This is a genomic window from Arcicella lustrica, assembly GCF_034930985.1.
GTDB classification, from domain to species: Bacteria; Bacteroidota; Bacteroidia; order Cytophagales; family Spirosomataceae; genus Arcicella; species Arcicella lustrica.
Genome location: NZ_JAYGIM010000011.1, coordinates 180,430 through 196,736, shown reverse-complemented (window position 1 = coordinate 196,736; position 16,307 = coordinate 180,430). Strand labels below are relative to the sequence as shown.

Sequence of the window (16,307 nt, the reverse complement as noted above, 5' to 3'; positions counted from 1 at the left end):
TTATCTGTGGCTTTTTTTACTAATTATAAAAGAATATTAAATAAAATCTACCTAAGTATTGAGTTGCGTTTGTTGACTTTACATTGCTGTTTTAAAAACAAAAATCAATTCAAAAACCCTATTGAGATACAATTTTACCAAGCAGAAAAATAATTTCTCAAAAAAACAGACAAGTCTGTATGTTTTTAAAAATTTTCAATTATATTTGTTACGTAATAAAAAGGAAATAATGGAAACCAAAAAAAACATAGAAAATACCGCCGCAAGATTATTTTATGGACAAGGTTATAACTCAACTGGAATCAACCAAATAATAGCTGAAGCTGGCATTGCCAAAGCCAGTTTATATGCTCATTTTCCTTCAAAAATCGATTTACTGAAAAGCTATTTGAAAAATACTTCCATTAGTTCAAACGAGGTTTTGAGAAGTATAATCAACCAAAAACAAACACCGCAAGAAAAGGTGCTTAGTATCTTTGATTTTTTGGTCGAATTTTCAAATGAAACAAATTTTAATGGTTGTCATTTTTTAAATATTGCAGCCGAAATTCCACAATATAACGAGGACATACTTTCTTTAATCCAAGCTCAAAAGAATAAAATTCGTGAATTGTTTGTCGAAATTCTTGAGCCAATTCATCGTGAAGCTCTTGCTGATGAATTGTACATATTATTTGAAGGAGCTTTGGCAAGCAGTAAAGTTTTTAAAGAAAACTGGACTATTGAAGCTACTCGCAGAATCGTGGAAAAACTATTATAGTTTTTTATTCAAAAGAAAAAACAGACAAGTCTGTTTTTTCTAAACATATTTTCAATATTAAGAAACATTTCTAACACAAAAAGAAAGCAATGGAAATTACAGAAACGAAACAGGAAAAATTAGACTTAGCAACATTATTAGCGACTCAGTCAAAACAAGTTCAACTTCTTAATAATGATGAAGACGTTGTTATTCCTGACGAATGTGGTGATACTTTATGGGATAAAGTTTTGGCACAATATGAAAAAACAGATACACATAAATAATTAAAACTATGGCAAAGAATTTTGCAGAAATCGGATTTAGCTCGGCTGCCAAAAAATTACAAGAGCAATTTGGTAGCAGAGCCAACTATGCCCGTATGGAAAGACAAACGATATACGAAGGGCTAAGCAAATATGAACAACATTTTATTGCTCAAAGAGATAGTTTTTATATGGCAACAGTTGGTGAAAATGGCTTTCCTTATATCCAACACCGTGGTGGACCAAAGGGCTTTTTAAAAGTTTTGGATGAAAATAGACTAGGATTTATTGACTTCAAAGGCAATATGCAGTATATCTCGGTTGGGAATATGGCAACTAACAACAAAGTAGCCTTATTTTTAGTAGATTATCCAAACAAAAAACGATTAAAAATATATGCCAAAGCCGAAATTGTAGCGTTAAAAGATAACCCAGAATTACATCATTTACTTGATTTAGAAGATTATAAGTTTCGCCCAGAACGCATAATGGTATTCCATATTGAAGCCTACGACTGGAATTGTCCGCAACATATTACTCCACGATTTACAATTGAAGAAATAGAAGAAGTTTTACAACCTCAATACCAACACATCAAAAAATTAGAAGCAGAAATTGCTGATTTGAAGGCTAAATTGGGTTTGATTGAATAATTTAATTCTAATTCATTAATACATATTGGGTTCTTTTCTTCATTCTTTTTAGTAGAAGAAGCTTAGTCTTAGTGCTTTATTATTTTACATAACCATTTAATACTAAGATTTTTTCATGCAAAAAATGCACACTCATATTTATGCTGTTAACTGTTTGTAAATTAAAGACTTTATGTAATTCCTCTGTGTTCGCTACGCATAATTCTTCTCTTGCTTCATAAAAAATCCTTTTGTGCATCGCCATTTCAGGACAGTACCACAAATAAAAACCACCAACCCAAAAAGGGAAGGTGGTGATATAATTTGTTACTTCCAGAAACAGGATGGAATTTATTGCATTTGCATGCCATCCATTGTTGAGGAATTATTACTTTTCTTGAATAAACTCATATCCATTTTTCCAAATCGAATCGAAAAATTCAAGCGAACGATTTGCGGGTTTGTGATTCTGTAATATGTCTGGGTAAAACCTTCGCCAGTTGATACTTGGGTATTACCTCTGGTTTTGAAAATATCATTCACCGCAAGCGTAATCGAAGCTAAATCATTTTTCAGGAAAGTCTTCTTAATCGCTATATCAAATCCATAGAAAGGCTTGATATATCCTTGTGAAGAACTTTGTGCTTGGCTCATCGGCGGGCCGCCCATACCTTGATTTTGGGTTATTGGTAAATTTGTTTTGCCTTGATAATCACCCGAAAGTTGAATTACCCATTTTTTAGGAAGACTCAAATTATTATTCAATTTACCAAAAACAGTCCAAAGTGCTTCGGTCGCTAAACCTTTGTCGATATTATCAATATTGATTTTTGAATTGTAAAAATTAATATTTGCTGTAAAATCCCACCACTTCACAATCTTGTTAGTATAAGTAAATTCTGCTCCATAATTAATACTTGAATTCGCATTGATATAAGTATTAATCAGATCAAGTTTACCACTTATTGGGTTTATTTCTTGATTCAAATATCTGGTTATCAGATTATTGGTATGTTTATAATACACCGATGTCAAAAACGTAGCTGCACCTTTAGATTTACTGTATGAAAACTCACTTGAAGTAGTAAATTCTGGGACTAAATCAGCATTTCCACGAGTAATATTTAAACTATCGCTATAATCTACAAAAGGAATCAATTGAAAGAAATTCGGACGATTTACTCTACGTGTTACACTTAATTGAATTTGGTCAGTTTGAGTTAGACTTTTACTTAAAAACACCGAAGGAAACAGACTGATTGGATAACGATTACTGAATTTTTCACCTGTATTCAATAATTTTCCATCATAAGCAGAGCTTTCGCCTCTCAATCCAACTTTGTACGAAAACAACTTTTTCACTTTTCCTGCCAATGATAAATAAGCAGCATAAACATTATTTTTGCTTTCGTAATTGGTTGAAGCTGAAGTAATGTTTTTGTAAATATCGCTTCCTACAGCTTTCAGACTATTATCGTTTATATTTGAAAGTTCATTGATCTGGAGTCTAACACCTGTTTCAAGTGTAATTTCATTCTTTAAAGGCTTTACATAATCGGTTTGGAAAGTAATAAATTTATTACTCCCATTTCCAATATTTTTCTGAATCTGTGTTCCTGTAATCTGGCTACCATTTAGGTAATTGGTTGAATACAAACCATCGTTTTTGTTTGTTCCTCCAAAATATGTAAAATCGGCGGTAAGCTCCTCTCCTGCTTTTGCAAAAGTATGTTTCAAACCCATTTGTCCGCCTAAAGGTTTAAAGCTACGATTGGAATTAGAAATTCTATTGCTATAACTTGTATAACCATTGGTAGTATTTTGTATATCAATATCTTCTGATGGTTTGAATTGCCCACCTCCTAAAATTCCTGCAATCGAGAAACTTGTTTTATTGGTAATGTTATAGTCTAAACCCAATCTTGAAAAAGTAATCGAACCTTTAGTTTTACTTGAAATATCTTGATAAACATTCGAGTTTACTCCGCCAATTGTACTAATACGTTCACTATAACCATTGGTATTATTTCTCATGTTGAAGTTCATCACCATCAATGAAAGATTTACTTTCTTTTGTTGAAGATTGAAACTTCCCATAAGATTTGAACCGCCGAAACGGTCGGCTCCGCCATTGACAAATCCATTATAACCATTGCGTTTATTCTTTTTTAGTACTACATTGATAATCCCAGCCATACTTCCAGAAGCATCGTATTTTGCTGAAGGATTGGTAATTACTTCTACTTTTTCAATAACATCTGCTGGGATTTGGTCCAAAGAAAGTGTTGTGGGTCTTCCATCAATAAAAAGTGTTGGAGCGGCATTTCTAACTTTCACATTGCCATCAATATCAACCTGCACAGACGGAATATTTCTCATTACATCCACAGCAGTACCGCCAGCAGTCACGATGTTTTTATCTACATTGAAAGTCTTTTTATCAATGTCCATTTCAACCAGTGCTTTGGTAGCTGTTACTACAACTGCATCCAACATTTTGTTGTCAGTATCAAGTTTTAATTTTCCTAAATCTTTTTCAAAACCCGCCATAAATTTCGCCATCATAGCTGGGTCTGGTTGTTGGCCAGGCTTTGGTGGAGCAAAACCTCCATCCATTTTAGGAAACTGAAATGCAATTGGCATTTCAAGTGTTTTATAGCCTACGGAACTGATTTTTAGTTTCAACCGTCCCATTACTGGTAAATCCTTGAAACTAAATTCACCATTCATTTCTGTCTGTAATGCCTTTACCAATATATCTTTATTTTGTTTTGAGGCACTGTCTTGAACAGTTTTTAACACTACAATTGAAGCAAATTCAACAGCTTTCCCCTGTTCATCTACTACTTTTCCGATAATCTTTCCGAAATTCATTTCAGGAGCTTTTGCTCCTTTGGCGGGTGTTCCAAATGGCATTTGAGCCATACTTGCTATTGAAATCAATACTGATAATAAAGCAGATAATACTATTTTCATTGCGTACATTATTTTAATTGAACCAAGCTTATTGACGTATCAAAAAACTTGCATCAAAGGTGTACAAGATGATTGACACAATCAACGATTTGTATAGCAATGAATATCGAATGTATATCAATGAAAAAAAGAAGAGTAGTTTTCGTGAACCGAAATGCGTGTTTAAGGAAGATTTTACTCTGATAAACTCTTAATACTTGCCACATATTTTTTGCCAACAGGTAATTCTATTTTGGATAAAGAAATCTTTGATTGATGAAAACCCGTGATCTTTTGTTTATTGATAATGTAAGAATTATGGATTCTAACAAAGTGCTTTTCAGGAAGTTTGGCTTCCATTCCTCTCAGGTTACTGCGTGTCATCAGCGGATAAGCTCTATTCATTAAATAAATCTTAACATAATCTTTGAGTCCTTCAATGTAAATAATTTCACTAAAAAATAGCTTTACTTTTTGATACTCCACACTAATAAAAATATAATCTTCTTCGTTTTCTTCGCTAAGTTTTTCCCGCAATCTGAGTTGGTCTTCCACTTTTTTCAGCGCAATCGCCAACCTTTCCTTACGAATTGGTTTCATTAAATAATCAACAGCATTTAATTCAAAGCCTTCTAAAGCATATTGATGATACGCCGTTGTAAAAATAACTAAAGGCGGATTTTCTAAGGTTTTGATAAACTGCGTACCTAACATTTCGGGCATTTGAATATCCGAAAAAATCAAATCGACCTCATTTTTTTGTAAAAAATCAGGTACATCTTCTGGACTATTAAATTTCTCAAGAATCTCTATATTGACAAAATCCAATAAATCATCTTCCAGAATATTCAAAGCAAATGGTTCGTCATCTATTAAAATACACCTAATTTTCATCTAACATCAGTTTTAGTGTTACTTCAAAATAATCTGTTGTGTGATTGATATTCAGTTCATGCTTGTTCGGATATAATAATTCCAGTCTTCGCTGAATATTAGTCAGCCCGATTCCTTCGTTGTGAATCATCGTTTTCTTTAGAAGTATTTTATTTTTTGACTTGAATAAAATGCCATTGACTATTTTCTTGAATTCAAAATGAATATCTGGAGCATTTTTGCTATCAATCCCATATTTGAAAGCATTCTCAACAAAATGAATAAATAATAAAGGCTCTATCTGAAAATTATGGATATTTTCATCCACGTTAAAAGCCACAGTTCCTTCAATCGGTAAACGGAGTGTTTGTAATTCAATAAAGTTTTTTAAATGCTCCATTTCTCTGTTAAATTCTACTTTATTTCCTTCTACCTCATACAGAATATACCTAAGTATTTCAGAAAGTTTCATGACAGATTCTTCTGATAATTCAGATTTTTTTCGGATTAACCATCTGATATTATTGAGCGTATTAAATAAAAAATGTGGACTAATCTGCAATTTTAACATACTTAGTTCAGCTGCAGTCTTTTCAAGTTCTATTAGCTTGTTGAGTTCTTTTTGCTTCGCTTGTTCTTCATAAAGAAATAACATGGTACTAGTTAAAATACATAATGAAAATATGATGGTAGGACCAATTATCAAGCGAATAAAAAAAATATTTTGTTCTTCAATCTTTTTGTACCCTTCTACAGGACTAAAATGAATGGTTAAATAATTAAAGAAAATGTAGATTGCTAAAAGTATGAAAATTAGTACGGTAAACTTGATTCTTCTTTTCTCAAAGAAGTATTTTGGAGCCATAAAATTGATATTCAAATAGAATGTCGTGGCTATAAAAAGAATGTTTAGAAAATGTGTTTTAACAAAATAAAAGTTAAAATCACTGATTTTTTTGGGTTCATATAAGTATCCAATAAAAGGCAAAAGCAATAGAATCACCCAAGTGATGATATGCGATAAATACGGTTTTACAAATCTTTTTATCATGTTGATTGAATGATTAATGGTTACTCTTTTCTAACCGTAGAAATGGCATAAAGCGGATATACATCAATGGGCGGATAGGTAGAGAAGTTTTCTAAAGAAAGTCGAATACCTAAATCTCGTTTTTTTTCTTTTAAAAACATAAACATACTTTGCATTGCTCCTTTATTCGATGCTTTTATCTCTAAAGGCACAATTTGTTCGCCTTGCTGAATAACATAATCTATTTCTGCATTACTGTTGGCGTTTTCTCGATGCCAATAATATAAATTTTCTTGCTGCAAAGGATTGCCATATTTCAGATATTCTAGTCCAACAAACATTTCAGCGATTGCTCCTTTGTTAATAGCATCAAAATCATTTTGAGCTAATAACTTTCCGGCATCCAAGCCTAAAATTCTTTGATAAAGTCCTGTGTCTAATAAAATAAGTTTACGTTTTTTTTCGTCTAGCTCCGCTCCTAGCGGAATTCCATTGGCAGAACTATGCGTTACGGGAATGACCAAACCCGCCATCATCAATAATTGAACCGCCTCCTTGATTTGTACAATACTTGTTTGAGTTGCCGCTTTGGTATAAATAAACTTCCCTCCTGTTTGCTGTATGATGGCATCAAAAACTTCTGAAATTCTCATAGAAGGTACTCTTTTTTTATACTTGGCAAAATCTGCTTTGATTGAAATGATTAAATCATCCAAAACAGCTTGTACTTCTAATAAGCTACTTCCTTTGGCATATTGAGCAACGGCTTCTGGCATTCCTCCTACTATCAGAAATTTCTTAAAATATTCTGTCAGTTTTTGATGAAAAGGCAAAGCCAAAGGATTTGTTGGGCTTGCTTGTTTTTTCAAATTGATAAGTCTTTGTTCTCCTAAACTTCCTAAAAATTCATCAAAAGAAAAGGGATAAACAAAAACAGACCGCACCCTACCAACCCCAAAAGATGGCAGCTGTTCTAATGCAAATTCTAATAATGAACCTGCTGAAATAAGATGTAGCGCTGGCATTTTCTCATAAAAAAAACGAAGAGATGAAATAGCAGGCAAACACATTTGAATTTCATCAAAAAACAATAAAGTCTTACCCGGAATGATGGGAGTGTTGAAGTATAAAGATAAATTTTCACAAATCGTTTTGGGGTCAAGATTTCCATTAAAAAAAGCTTGGACATCTAAAGATTCTTCAAAATTGATTTCAATATAATAGTCAAAATGCTTTGACAATTCCTGTACAGCTGTCGATTTTCCAACTTGTCTTGCTCCACGAAGCATCAGTGGTTTTCTATCAATTTGGTTTTTCCAATCAAGTAAAACCTTGTCTATTTCTCTTTCAATATGCACTTTCATCATTTTTCGTACCCGTAAATTCATTACAAATGTGAAAAATAGTAGGCATAAAAACAATTTAAAAGTAATTTATAGGTATCGGAGATATTGATAAAAAAGGTAAATGATAAAAATTCAAGGGATTGGCACTCTTTTATAAAATCATTATTAACGAATAAATGTATTATCTTATCAAATAGGTAAAAGTAGTTTAAGCGTGTTGTTGGCTTTAAACTAAAATATTAAGTTTTATCAAATATCATACTCTCAAAATTTATGAAAAAAGTATCCTTCTTTTTAATCGCTGTTACAATCCTTTCTTGCCTTTCTTTCAAAGGCAAATGCCAAGTGCCTTCTTTTGATTATCTGAATGTCAAAGCACCTTTTGATATGCCGAAAATTAAAACCCCGAATTTTAGTAAATGTCAAAAAATTTTGATTACTGAATTCGGTGCCGTGCAAAATGACAAACAAAAAACCTCAAAAGCCATTGAACAAGCCATTAATAAAGCCAATCAAATTGGTGGTGGAATTGTGATTATTCCAGCAGGAGAATGGAAAACGGGAAAAGTACACTTCAAAAGTAATGTCAATTTACATTTAGAAAAAGGTGCAATTTTAAGTTTTTCGGGCAATCCAGAAGACTATCTCCCTGCCGTACATACTACTTGGGAAGGAATGGAATGCTATAATTACTCTCCTTTGATTTATGCGTATCAATGTAAAAATATTGCTATTACAGGACAAGGAGAAATAAAAGCGGAAATGGATACTTGGAAAAAGTGGTTCACTCGTCCAAAACCACACATGGAAAGCTTGAAAAGATTGTACAATTTATCTGCCAAGAATATTCCTGTTACTGACAGACAAATGGTAAATGATACGGCAAATCTTCGTCCGCAATTTGTACAATTCAATCGTTGTGAGAACATTGTATTGGAAGGAATTTCTATCACAAACAGCCCATTCTGGACAATCCATCCTTATTTATGCAAAAATATGGTTATCAGAAATATCAAAGTATATGCACATGGACATAATAATGATGGCGTTGACCCTGAAATGACGCAAAATTTATTGATTGAAAACTGCACTTTCGACCAAGGAGATGATGCCATCGCCATTAAATCTGGGAGAAATCAAGAAGGTTGGAGAATTAAAGTACCTTCAAAAAACATTGTAATCCGTAATTGTAATGTAAAAAATGGGCATCAATTGCTGGCACTCGGTAGCGAATTGTCGGGAGGTATCGAAAATGTATTCATGGATAATTGTAATGTAGTAGATGGCGCAAAATTGAATCATTTAGTATTTATAAAAACCAATGAACGCATGGGTGGATATGTAAAAAATATTCATATTTCTAATATCACTTCAGGAAAAATAGACCTTGGCATTTTGGGAATAGAAACCGATGTGTTGTATCAATGGAGAACTTTAGTTCCTACTTATGAAAGAAGACTCACTCCTATTCAAGACATTTATTTAAAGAATTTAAAAGCGACCAACGTAAAATTTATTTCAAGAATTTTAGGTCAAAAAGAACTTCCTATCAAAAATGTATCGCTAAAAAATGTTTCAGCCGATTTGGTGGCAGACAAGAAAAACATTCATGAGAATATTGTGAATTTTATGGAGTAATATCACAAAACGTTCAGTATTTAATTTTTGAAATAAAGGCGAATGAGTATTAGTTTTTCTAATACTCATTCGCCTTTTGCCTAAGATTTCTCTATATTTCTAAAACCTATGCTTGTTTACGAGCGATAGCTTTTAATGCTTTTTCTACGATTGAAGCTGCATTCAAACCATATTTCTCCATCAATTGAGCTGGAGTTCCTGATTCTCCAAATGAATCTTCTACTCCTACAAATTCTAATGGAGCAAGATGTTTTTTGATTAATACTTGTGCTATTGAATCGCCTAAACCACCAGCAATTTGGTGTTCTTCAGCAGAAACTGCACAACCTGTCTTGCGAACTGATGCTAAGACAGCTTCTTCGTCCAAAGGTTTAATCGTGTGAATATTGATAATTTCAGCATCGATTCCTTTCTCTGCTAAAATTTCGCCTGCTAAAATTGCTTCCCAAACCAAATGTCCTGTTGCAAAAATACTTACGTCTTTTCCTTCGTTCACTGTCCAAGCTTTACCGATGATAAACTCTTGGTCTGGAGCGGTGAAAATTGGTACAACTGGACGACCAAAACGTAAATAAACTGGTCCTTCGTGTTCAGCCACAGCGATAGTTGCCGCTTTTGTTTGGTTATAGTCACAAGGGTTTATGACCGTCATGCCAGGAAGCATTTTCATCATTCCTAAATCTTCAAGTATTTGGTGAGTAGCACCATCTTCGCCCAATGTCAAACCTGCGTGTGAACAAGCAATTTTAACATTTTTGTTAGAATACGCTACCGATTGACGGATTTGGTCATACACACGACCAGTACCGAAGTTAGCAAAAGTAGTAGCAAATGGGATTTTTCCACCAATTGTTAAACCAGCAGCGATACAAATCATGTTTGCCTCAGCAATACCCGTTTGGAAAAAACGCTCTGGATTTTCTTTGATAAAAGCATCCAATTTCAATGAACCAATTAAGTCAGCACAAAGGGCTACAACATTTGGGTTGGTTTGTCCCAACACCTGCATCCCAGCACCAAAGCCAGAACGAGTATCTTTTTTTTCTGTGAAAGTATATTTTTTCATCTTGAATTTCTAAGTAAATCAAAATCAGTTGAATAGATTTTGAAGGAGTAATGTTATTAATGATTTTTACTTTGTTGAGATTAATAATCTCCCAAAGTTTCAGGTAACTGTGCTAATGCTGCTGCTAATTGCTCATCGTTTGGAGCAACCCCATGCCATTTGTGTGAACCCATCATGAAATCAACACCAGCACCCATTTCAGTGGTCATCAATATCATTGTTGGTTGTCCGTTTCCAGAGAAAGCACGAGCTTCTGCCAATACTTTCACGACATCTGCCATATCGTTACCATTCATTTTCATTACATTCCAACCGAAAGCTGCATATTTAGCTCCTAAATCACGGTTGTTCATTACTTTATCTGTTGGTCCATCAATTTGTTGACCGTTGTAGTCGATGACAGCGACCAAGTTATCTACTTTGTGGTGTGGAGCGTACATGGCTGCTTCCCAAACTTGACCTTCGTTTTGTTCGCCATCACCCATTAATACAAATACTAATGAATTATCTCCATTTAATTTTTTCGCTTGTGCGGCACCAATGGCTACCGACATTCCTTGTCCTAATGAACCAGAAGCAATACGAATTCCTTCAAGGTGTTCGTGAGTAGTTGGGTGACCTTGAAGACGTGAATTTAATTTACGGAAAGTTGCTAATTCAGCCGCTGGAAAGTAGCCAGCACGAGCTAATACTGAATAGAAAACTGGAGAAATATGTCCATTTGATAAAAAGAAAAGGTCTTCACCAATACCATTCATATCGAAAACTTTGTTTCCAGCTTCATCTGATTTTAAAGTCATTTGGTCGAAGTAAAGACCTACCAATAAATCAGTACAGCCTAATGAACCGCCTGGGTGACCAGACTGACAAGCGTGTACTTGGCGTACGATGTCACGACGTACTTGCGAAGCAACTTTTTGTAATTCAGTAATTTCCATTTGTTCTTGATTAATTTTTGTAAGCTTTTATAGTTAATATATTTAAAGTATTTGATAGGAAACACCATAACACTATAGAACACATAGTGCAAAAAAAACACTTCTATACAAAACCATTTAATACTCTTAAAAATAAGTAACAATTAAATGTTTTGTTTTTTATCGCAATTTAATATACTTTTTTAAAGAATAAACCATAACACAATAGAACACTTAATTTAAAAATAAAATGTGTCTGTGATACACATTTCCAGTTTAATAAAAAAGACTTTAAAAAGTCAAAGCGCTCTATTCCATATTGCTAGCACAAAAGTAGAGATTAAATATAACATGAACAATTTTTAGTTTAATAAATTAAAGTGCTTTTAAATACTTTATTTCAAAATGAATGGTTTTCAAAATCTCTTAGGAAAACCATTCATTTAAACTAAAACCATTTATCCTTCTCGCACAATTCCTAAAGAAATAGCTTCTGAAAGAGAAATTCTATCTGTAAAATTTTCATCAATAAGTACTTCTTCTGAAAGAACTCTTAATTGCTTCCACGTTGATTCAAGGGCATTTTTAATAATAAATGAGCCTTTAATTTCTATGGTTATTTCTGTTTCAGAAGCATTTTTTATGCTATTATTTACTTTACTTAATAAGGCTTTTCTTTCTTCTGTTTCATTAGAAAAAACAGGCTTGTATTGATTTTTTTCTAAAATACTATTGAGTTCTTCGACTGAAGTAATAGGTTTTTCAATATCACTTTTAGCTAATTGTTGGATGGATTTTTTATCAACTTTTGTTTTTCCATTCAATACTTTGCCTTTCAATTCGTTGTTCATTTTATCTAAACCCTGAGCAAAAACAGCATCTCTTTTAATTGTTGCCGGGCTTACATTAAATTCTTGGGCTAGTTTTGACGCTGTATCAATCAATATCAAATCTTCAACTCCTTTCCCTGTCCTAACGCCTCCTTGTTTTGCCCTAAGTCGTTGATATTTAAGTCCTCTCAAATATGAAATCTGTTCAGAAGTCATATTTCTACGACCCACTTGAAAATCAATCATAAAATCTTTGACATCCTCAATCGTAGGGAACGACATCAAATCAATTTGAAAATCAATCCCATTTCGTTTGCAAATTTCATAACGGTGGTGACCATCAAATAACACAAAAGCTGCATCATTCGGGTTTTCACTGGTTGGATTAATCACTCCTTGGGTAGTATCCCAAATCAACAGCGGTGTTCTACAACCATTTGCAATGATACTTTCTTCTAATGAACTAAACTCATCGTTATTTAAAGGAGGTATAAAATCCTTTAATTCTGCTAAAATAATGAGGTTGTTCTTGATATTTTCAGAGCTTATCAGCTTATTATTCTTTAAGGTATTAGCGGTACTTAACGCTAATTGTTTTTTAAAATCAATCCCTTTCATAGCTTCTATTGGTTAATCACTTGTAAATACTCAACATACTCATCACAAAAATCTTTATAACATTTATAGGCTTCAGACGAACTGTTGATTGTTCCTAATGTTGCCTGAAGTGCCTGAGATTTTTGAAAATCTATCAAGTGTCTAATTTCTGTTTTAAAGACTCTACAACTGTCTTTCATACTATTTCTTACTGCTTCTTTAAAACCATCGTGAACAGTGTTTTTCTTTACCATCGTGAAAACAATACCATCCAAAGTCAAATCACGGTTGGTATGTGTTTTTACTTCACTGATACGATTTAAAAGAGAATTTAATCCTTTCAAAGAAGACGATTCTGGCAACATCGTAATTAAAGTTGCATTGGAAGCATTCAAGGCAGAAACCGTAAGTTTACTTAAACTTGGTGGGCAATCAATCAAAACATAATCGAAAGATTCTAACAATGGTTCAATCTTGTGTTTTAACCTAACGTCCCCTCCTACTTTAGATAATAAATCTACTTCCGATTCAGCCAATGAAATATCTGAAGGTGCAAGCCATAAATTATCCAAAATCTCGACAACTGGCAAAGGCAAATTCGTAAACAAACAATCTGCTACTTGTACTTCTGGATTTTCTACGCCTAATATTTGTGATAAATTTCCTTGTGGATCAAAATCAACTAATAAAACCTTAAAACCTTTGCTGACTAACGATTCCCCCAAACAAGCCGTTGTGGTGGTTTTACCAACGCCTCCTTTATGATTTACTACCGAAATTACTCTTGCATGCTGATACAAATATTCGCTGTAGCCGTATTTCTTTAAGATGGGTTCTAATTTAAGTAAATCATCTTCGCTTAGTTTACGAGAACCATTTGAATTAAATACCAAATCTAATTTTCGTTTTGGCAATCCAGCTTCATCATTAAGTCCATTGACGTTTAAAGAAGGATTATGTCTGAAAAAATTACTGATTTTCTCTAAGGTTAAATTCGTTTTCATATTTTATCTCACAATGGTTGTATATATTTTTATATTAATGGTTCAATATTTTATATCCTAATAATATGATAAGCCTAATTTGGTCGCTTGAGCCTTATACTTTTTCTGAATTTCTTTAAATACTTCAATGTCTTTAAATGATTCCAGTGTGGTAATAACTATGGTTTCAAAACCTGTATTTTCTCTAAAGAAAGCTAAAAAGGTTTCCTTACTAATTTCGGTTCCTACTTTGGTTAAGTAATTATCATAATAAATAGAAGAATACAACGAACCAGCCAAGACATCCAAAACCCTTTTATAAATCGTTAGATGGTCATTTAAAATTTTATCAACCTCTCTCCTTTTCTCTTGATAAACCTCTTCTAAAAACTCTTTTTGTAATTGCTTTTGCTGTTCGATATGAAGTTTTTCATCGTTATTTTTCTTCAACATCGCTTTCACCACTTTTTTCTCTTCTTCTACTTGTAGATGTCTATCCACCAACTGGCTTGAAGAAATGATTTTACTTAGATATGCTGGTATATTTTTAATCTTATTTTTATCTTTTTTAATTTCAGACAAAACGTACTCCACTCCTAACTCCACTTGCAAAACTGGATATTTTTCCAGCCATTCGCTTATAGTTGCTTTAGAAATTGACCAAGCATTTAATTTTTCAAATAACTTTTCCTCAATTGCCTCAAAAGCTGATGGGTTTGTAATTGTTTCAATTACTTCAAAAGGCGCATCATCTAAAATAGAAACGATGTTCCTATCGTCAATTTCTAATTGTTGTGAGGATTTTATAATATTTTTCTCAATTTTAAACTGCAATGAAACTACTTTTTTCCCATCCTTTACTTCTTTGAATGTAAAAATCAAATCGGAGTTTTTGATTAATTCCTCTTGTGCTTTTATAATTACTTTTTGTTTGAAAAGTCCATACATCTCGTACTTATTTTCCAAATTGAACATTTTCCTCATTTCATTGACTGTGAATTGAAATTTTCCAAAACGTTCAAATTCCTTGCAAAAACCATAGAAACGAATAGCGTAAATGCTATCCATCGACACAAGATTCCTTACATCAATATAAGTAAAGTTCTTTTTAAGTTGTAGTAGGTAATTACTCAGCATAGGCGGGAATAGAAAACTGAATGCTCCCTCCTTTTTATGGTATTCAATCTGCGAAAGAATATTGGCAACTTTCCAACTATTTTCATCTTCTAAGTAAATCTCTTTCTTCATTAACTTTCGAGATTCCTTTTCAAGAAGATTGTATAAATAATCGCTTGTTTTCGCTTTTAGAAACTGTGATACTTCCGAGACCTTCACTTTGGTCACAGAAAAGCCTTCTGCAGTTTGCTTAGTGTTCAATACTAGAAAATAAAATATTTTCATTTGAAAGGCAGTCAAATCAAATTTTGCATTGAGAAGAGGATTTCCCAAAACAATCATATAAGAACTGCTCGATATTTTTTCAAGTGCATCAATGCCCTTTTTATCAACAAGACTTTCTTTATTGTTATCTATTTTCATGCCTGCAATAAGATTATGAATAATTGCATTTCAACACTTTCCAAATGATTCAAATATGTATCAAATGTACAAATTTTTTTGAGCACTACAAGGAAAAGGGATTCAATTTTGTATCAGAGCGCATTTATTTTTGAAATGGCATCATTTACTGAGTCAAAACAACACTCTAAAAGTTATACGTAACACTTCAAAAGTTATCTTATGACACTCTAAAAGTTATTTTTAAGCACTTTAAAAGTTATATTAAACACTCCAAAGGTTATAAAAGACACTTCAAAAGTTACAATTAAGCATATAATCAACTGATTTTCAAAAGATTACAACAGAGGAAATATTAGAAAATAAAAAAGAAATAAAAAGAAATATCTTCAAATGCTATTTTGTTGATTTATATGTGGTTAGAATAAGAAATTTTGAATATTATTAAAATAATTTTAAAATAAATACCTCATTTATTCTAATACGATACCATACGTTGACCAAAAACATTAAGAGCAAGTAAAGACACTCTAAAAGTTATGCTTATTTCAAAGATTTTATTTTATTGAAATGGTTTTGCAACATTCGAGCACTCAAAAAGATATAGATAAATATATCGAATAACTTTTTAGCCATTATTGGAAATTTAATTTAGCTCAAACACTCTAAAAGTTATAGTTGTTACAAAAAGAGCAAAGTATCATTGTGAGCTTTTGGTCTTTTTGTAGAGATTTCAAACACTCTAAAAGTTATAATAGAAGCAATGTTAAGAGTCCGTAATACATCCATAATATTGCTATAATTTTATAGCACGCTAAAAGTTATAGTATGAATTTTTAATACCAAAGTATCATAATGAGCCTTTGGTTATTTGAATTAAACTAGCCAAAACCAACTTACGAACACTCTAAAAGTTA

Annotated in this window: 13 protein-coding genes; 4 read left to right on the top strand and 9 right to left on the bottom strand. The window is 32.6% G+C overall.

The features are described 5' to 3' along the window. The first annotated feature begins 229 nt into the window (after positions 1 to 229). The 3 genes from VB798_RS15275 to VB798_RS15265 all read left to right on the top strand — a co-directional run bounded on the left by VB798_RS15275 (position 230) and on the right by VB798_RS15265 (position 1,658). Entirely contained in the window at positions 230 to 760 is a 531-nt protein-coding gene (locus tag VB798_RS15275) for a TetR/AcrR family transcriptional regulator (RefSeq protein ID WP_323259824.1), read from the top strand. An 89-nt stretch (positions 761 to 849) separates the two neighbouring features. After that, positions 850 to 1,026: a hypothetical protein gene (locus VB798_RS15270; protein ID WP_323259822.1), complete on the top strand. Its 177-nt coding sequence runs from the start codon at positions 850 to 852 to the stop codon at positions 1,024 to 1,026. An 8-nt stretch (positions 1,027 to 1,034) separates the two neighbouring features. After that, on the top strand, positions 1,035 to 1,658 hold the full coding sequence (locus VB798_RS15265) for a pyridoxamine 5'-phosphate oxidase family protein (protein ID WP_323259821.1): 624 nt from the start codon (positions 1,035 to 1,037) through the stop codon (positions 1,656 to 1,658). 330 nt (positions 1,659 to 1,988) lie between these two features. Here the strand turns inward: VB798_RS15265 and VB798_RS15260 are convergent, their stop codons facing one another. The 4 genes from VB798_RS15260 to VB798_RS15245 all read right to left on the bottom strand — a co-directional run bounded on the left by VB798_RS15260 (position 1,989) and on the right by VB798_RS15245 (position 7,862). Continuing rightward, the gene (locus VB798_RS15260; protein ID WP_323259819.1) at positions 1,989 to 4,613 is read right to left on the bottom strand and encodes a TonB-dependent receptor domain-containing protein; all 2,625 of its coding nucleotides are present in this window, start codon (positions 4,611 to 4,613) and stop codon (positions 1,989 to 1,991) included. Between the two features lie 174 nt (positions 4,614 to 4,787). Beyond that, a complete protein-coding gene (locus VB798_RS15255; protein ID WP_323259817.1) occupies positions 4,788 to 5,486 on the bottom strand; it encodes a LytR/AlgR family response regulator transcription factor in 699 nt (232 codons plus the stop codon). Further along, the gene (locus VB798_RS15250; RefSeq protein WP_323259815.1) at positions 5,476 to 6,516 is read right to left on the bottom strand and encodes a sensor histidine kinase; all 1,041 of its coding nucleotides are present in this window, start codon (positions 6,514 to 6,516) and stop codon (positions 5,476 to 5,478) included. The genes VB798_RS15255 and VB798_RS15250 overlap by 11 nt, the downstream gene beginning before the upstream one ends. A 20-nt stretch (positions 6,517 to 6,536) precedes the next feature. Continuing rightward, positions 6,537 to 7,862, bottom strand: a complete 1,326-nt coding sequence (locus tag VB798_RS15245; RefSeq protein WP_323259813.1) for an ATP-binding protein — start codon at positions 7,860 to 7,862, stop codon at positions 6,537 to 6,539. Between the two features lie 252 nt (positions 7,863 to 8,114). Between VB798_RS15245 and VB798_RS15240 the strand changes: the two genes are divergently transcribed. Beyond that, positions 8,115 to 9,479 carry a glycoside hydrolase family 28 protein gene (locus VB798_RS15240; protein ID WP_323259811.1) on the top strand — a complete coding sequence of 455 codons (1,365 nt, stop codon included), beginning with the start codon at positions 8,115 to 8,117 and terminating at the stop codon, positions 9,477 to 9,479. 106 nt (positions 9,480 to 9,585) lie between these two features. Here VB798_RS15240 and VB798_RS15235 read toward each other — a convergent pair whose 3' ends face one another. The 5 genes from VB798_RS15235 to VB798_RS15215 all read right to left on the bottom strand — a co-directional run bounded on the left by VB798_RS15235 (position 9,586) and on the right by VB798_RS15215 (position 15,411). Then, positions 9,586 to 10,545: a transketolase family protein gene (locus VB798_RS15235; protein WP_323259810.1), complete on the bottom strand. Its 960-nt coding sequence runs from the start codon at positions 10,543 to 10,545 to the stop codon at positions 9,586 to 9,588. 80 nt (positions 10,546 to 10,625) lie between these two features. After that, positions 10,626 to 11,483 (bottom strand): transketolase, encoded by an 858-nt coding sequence (locus VB798_RS15230; protein WP_323259808.1) that lies wholly within the window; start codon positions 11,481 to 11,483, stop codon positions 10,626 to 10,628. Positions 11,484 to 11,920: 437 nt separating this feature from the next. Then, positions 11,921 to 12,910, bottom strand: coding sequence for a hypothetical protein (locus VB798_RS15225; RefSeq protein ID WP_323259807.1), 990 nt, complete (start codon positions 12,908 to 12,910; stop codon positions 11,921 to 11,923). Positions 12,911 to 12,915: 5 nt separating this feature from the next. After that, a complete protein-coding gene (locus VB798_RS15220) occupies positions 12,916 to 13,893 on the bottom strand; it encodes a ParA family protein (RefSeq protein ID WP_323259805.1) in 978 nt (325 codons plus the stop codon). Positions 13,894 to 13,950: 57 nt separating this feature from the next. Next, positions 13,951 to 15,411, bottom strand: coding sequence for a replication initiation protein (locus tag VB798_RS15215; protein ID WP_323259803.1), 1,461 nt, complete (start codon positions 15,409 to 15,411; stop codon positions 13,951 to 13,953). Positions 15,412 to 16,307: the final 896 nt, after the last annotated feature.